Origin of the sequence: Actinocrinis sp. (assembly GCF_035946395.1) — a bacterium.
Classification (GTDB): Bacteria; Actinomycetota; Actinomycetes; order Streptomycetales; family Catenulisporaceae; genus Actinocrinis.
Genome location: NZ_DASYZI010000152.1, coordinates 1 through 4,381, shown reverse-complemented (window position 1 = coordinate 4,381; position 4,381 = coordinate 1). Strand labels below are relative to the sequence as shown.

Genomic DNA, 4,381 nt, shown 5'->3' with positions numbered 1-4,381 from the left:
CAAACAGCCAATCAACCCCGCGAACGCGTGACGCACCAACCGCTCCCACGCCACCACCACATCCAACCGCCCACCCGCCGACAAATGCTCGAACGAAACAGCATCCAACACCCCCGCACTGGGAGGCGACTCGGCCAGCATTGCCGCCAGCGCGTCCGGATCAGAATGCGTAACAGCGGCCAACTCCATCGCGTCCATGGCGAGCCTCCCGGCGATATCAGTACAGGTGGATGGGCTTTTCCCCATGCCTCCATTCTATCGAAGGTGGCGAATATATGGTGCCGATCTCAGTAAGTCATATATTAGACTACACGTTCTGCCGCGCATCCTGAATGGACGTCTTGAATGCGTATCCTGATCCTGCTGAACATCAACGGCCCTTCTGTCGATCGCAGTGCGGCGATCGACAGAAGGGCCGTTCTTGGTCCTATCTTGGTCCTGCTCTTGGTTCTAGGTGCTGTTTTTGGCGGTTTTTGGCTGTGACGCTCCTAGCTGTGACGTCTTCGCTCTAGCTACGCTGGCTGCTATTCGGGTCGGACCATTGAGCGATGACTATGACACCGTCCATACGAACGTGATCGAGCCACTCACTCCCGATGCTGCTTTTCCAGTCACCGTGATCGTGCTGGTGCCGTGTGCCGTGCCGGTGCCGCTGATCACGCCGGACGGGCTGATCGAGAAGCCGGCCGGCAGGCCGGTCGCCGTGTATGTCAGGCCCGCCATCCCGCTCAGCGTCAGGCTGGCCGACACGCCGAGTCGGCTGGACATGCCGTACGGGTTGGCGATCGCGGCCTGCGGGCTGCCGAGGCCGTCGACCGTCGCGGCGTTGGCCGTGATAGTCGTCGGCACGGTCAGGTTCCCGGACAGCGGCAGGTTGCGCGACGAGTCGCCGACCAGGATCTGGTACGTCCCTGTCGTGGCCTGCCAGGTGCTGGACGTGGTGTCCCAGTGGGCGAGGTCGTGCGCCGCGACCGTGAACGTGACCGTCCCGGAGGCTCCCGGGTTCAGCGTGATCCGCTGGAAGCCCTTGAGCTGGTGCGGCGGCTCGCCGACCGACGCCGGGTCGTCAACGTACAGCTGGGCCACCTCGGTGCCAGCCTTGGTGCCGGTGTTCGTCACGGTCGCCGTCACCGTGGCCTGGTTGTTGTTCAGCGCCCCGACTTGCAGGTTGCTGAACGAGAAGGTGGTGTACGACAGGCCGAAGCCGAAGGGCCAGAGCGGCGCGAGGTTCTGCGAGTCGTACCAGCGGTAGCCGACCTTCAGTCCCTCCGAGTACTGCACCTGGTTGTTCGCCCCCGGCCACTGCGCGGCGGTGCTCGCCGGGACCTGCGAGAGCGACGTCGGGAACGTCACCGGCAGCTTGCCGGACGGGTTCACGTCGCCGAACAGCAACGCCGCGATCGCCGTGCCCCAGTTCTGCCCGTCGTAGAAGCCCTCGAACACGGCCTTGACCGAGTTCAGCCACGGCATCAGGATCGCGTCGTTGTCGTTGAGCACCACGATCGTGTTCGGGTTCGCCGCAGCGACCGCCGAGATCAGCGCGTCCTGGTTGTTCGGCAGGCTGATCGTCGAGGTGTCGCTGCCCTCGTTGCCGTAGTTGTCGCTGGCGAACACGATCGCCGCCGACGAACTCGCCGCGAGCGACGTGGCCGACGACTGGTTCGAACCGTCGTTGTAAGTCACCGTGACATTTGTTCCGGCGACCCGGTTCTGAATTCCCGTCAGCGGCCAGACCGTGCCGGGGCTGGTGACCGTGGCGCTGCCGCCGCCGATCGTCTGGGTGCCGGCGCCGCCGTCGACGCCGATCACGGCGATGGACGAGAGGCTGGAGGTGGACAACGGCAGGATCCCGCTGTTCTTCAGCAGCACCGTGCCCTCTTCGGCGCCCTGCAACGCGACCTTCGCGTGCGCGGACGTCGTGACGGTCGCGCTCGGCGAGCCGATCGGCGCGTGGTCGAACAGGCCGAATGCGAACATCTGGGTCAGCACCCGGGTGACCATGGTGTCGATCTGCGCGGTCGTCACCGTGCCGGCCGCCACGGCCTGGTTCAGGAAGTCCGCGTAGAAGTAGCCGTTCGGCATCTCCACGGTCATCCCGGCGTTCACCGACGGCACGGTCGAGTGCGCGGCGCCCCAGTCGGACGTCACGAAGCCGCCGAAGTTCGATTCCTGATAGAGCGGCACGTTGAGCACTGACGGGTTCTCGCACGCGTAGCTGCCGTTGATCGTCGAGTACGCGCACATGACCGACGCGGTGGCGCCCTGCGTGACCGAGTTCTGGAACGCGGGCAGGTAGATCTCGTTGAGCGTGCGCGCGTCCACGATCGCGTTGTCGGACGGCGCGTTGCGGTTGGTCTCCTGGTTGTAGACCGCGGCGTGCTTCACCTGCGCCATGACGCCCTGGCTCTGCACACCCTTCACGTCCGCGACGGCCATCTGTGAAGCGAGGTACGGGTCCTCGCTGAACGTCTCGAACGCCCGGCCCCAGCGCGGGTCACGGATGATGTTGACGGTCGGCCCGAGGTCCACGTTGGCGCCCTTGGCCAGGAACTCCGCGCCGATCGCGGAGCCGTACTGCTGCTCCAGCGCGGTGTCGAAGGTCGCCGCCTCGGTGATCGGCGCGGGCATCTGCGTCACGCCGCCCATGCCGTCGCCGACGCCGGCCGGACCGTCCTGGAAGCCCATCGCCGGAATGCACAGCGCCGGAATCGCGGCCATGTCGCCGATGTACGGCGAGGACGCCCCGGTGCCGTGCAGCATGGAGATCTTCTGCGCCAGGGTCATCTGCGCCAGCAGTTGCGATACCCGGGTGGCGATCGGCGCGGTCGAGTTGATCCACGTGCAGTTGCCGGGGGCCGGAGAGGTCGACGACGGCGGGGGCGGCGGCGGGCTCGCGTCGCCGATCGTGTTGACCGTCACCTCCCAGAGCGAGTAGCCGTACTGGGTCGCGCGCGCGGTGCCGTACATGCGCAGGTAGCGGCCGGTGCCGGACACGTTCAGCGTTTGCGTTCCGCCGGTACCCGTGGTGGTCGAGTAGATCGACGTCCAGTTCGCCGCGTCGTTGGAGATCTGGATCTGGAACGCGGTGGCGTACGCGGCCTCCCAAGTCAGCGCCACACGGCAGATCGGCAGCGCGACGCCGAGGTCGACCTGCACCCACTGCGGGTCGCTGAACGCGGAGGACCAGCGGGTCTGGGTGTTGCCGTCGAAGGCGTTGGCCGGGCCGAGCGTGGAGTTCTCCACCGACGACGACGTGGCGGGCTGGCCGAGTGCTTCATCCACCGCGCCGCAGGAACCCGTCGGACTGCTGCTCGGACTGGCGCTGGCACTGGGGCTGGGACTGCCGCTGCTGCCGCCGATGGTGCCGTAGACCTGGAACTCCCAGAGCGAGTAACCCCACTGCGTGGCGCGTGTGGTGCCGTACATGCGCACGTAGCGGCCGGTGCCGGTGATGTTCAGGGTCTGCGTTCCGCCGGTGCCGGTCGTGGTCGAGTAGATGCTCGTCCACGTCGCGTTGTCGTTGGAGGTCTGGATCTGGAACGCGGTGGCGTAGGCGGCCTCCCACTGGAGGATGACCTGGCTGATCGACGCGGTCGACCCGAGATCGACCTCAAGCCACTGCGGGTCCGAGAACGCGGACGACCACCGCGTTCCGGTGTTCCCATCCGTCGCGTTGGCCGGCGGGAACGAGGCGTTCTCCACGGACGAGGCCGTCGTGGGCTTGCCCTGCGACAGCAGAGTCGGGGCGGCGTGCGCTGCCGTGCTGGTCGCGACGAGCGCGTACGCGGCAAGGCCGAGTGCTGTGGTCGTGGCCGTGACGGCCCGGATCCAGCGTTGTAGGGGTCTCCGATGCGTTGACGCGGCGGAGGAGCGTGCCTTCATTGGCTTCTCCAGCATGAATGTGGGCGGGTACCGCTTTGGAGAGCGCTCTCCCGGGTGCGATGGTCGCGTCGGCTTCCGGAGGTGTCAAGGGCTCCGGACCCGGCCGGTGTTGCGGAACCGAGCTGGCCAGAGGCTTTTTGTTCAGAACTCGAATCCGCGCGGCGTGGTCGCTGTCACGACTCTGTCTCGCCCACTGGGACAGTGAAGATCGTCGGCCCGCGCCCGCTGAGGCGTGTGCCCGTCACGCCCCGCGCTTGACCGCTTCGGACAGCCGCGTCGCGGCCTCGACGACCGCCTCGCCGTGCAGTCGGCCGGGCTGCCGGGTCAGCCGCTCGATCGGGCCGGAGACGGAGACCGCCGCGATCACCCGGTTGTTCGGGCCGCGCACCGGCGCCGACACCGACGCGACACCCATCTCCCGCTCCGCCACCGACTGTGCCCACCCGCGGCGCCGCACGCCGGCCAGCGTCGTCGCCGTGTAACGCGCGCCCTGAAGGCC

The 4,381-nt window shown here is 67.4% G+C and carries 3 protein-coding genes and 1 pseudogene; 1 reads left to right on the top strand and 3 read right to left on the bottom strand.

The features are described from left to right. Nucleotides 1-198 (bottom strand): annotated as a pseudogene (locus tag VGS97_RS09835) (hypothetical protein); the annotation flags it as partial. Between the two features lie 147 nt (nucleotides 199-345). Here VGS97_RS09835 and VGS97_RS09830 point away from each other — a divergent pair. Continuing rightward, a complete protein-coding gene (locus VGS97_RS09830) occupies nucleotides 346-483 on the top strand; it encodes a hypothetical protein (protein WP_326853014.1) in 138 nt (45 codons plus the stop codon). Nucleotides 484-552: 69 nt separating this feature from the next. On the opposite strand, the gene VGS97_RS09825 is transcribed toward VGS97_RS09830, so the two are convergent. Next, nucleotides 553-3,882: a glycoside hydrolase family 3 C-terminal domain-containing protein gene (locus VGS97_RS09825; RefSeq protein WP_326853012.1), complete on the bottom strand. Its 3,330-nt coding sequence runs from the start codon at nucleotides 3,880-3,882 to the stop codon at nucleotides 553-555. Nucleotides 3,883-4,123: 241 nt separating this feature from the next. Further along, the coding region (locus tag VGS97_RS09820) for an IclR family transcriptional regulator domain-containing protein (protein WP_326853011.1) at nucleotides 4,124-4,381 on the bottom strand (258 nt) is incomplete at its 5' end.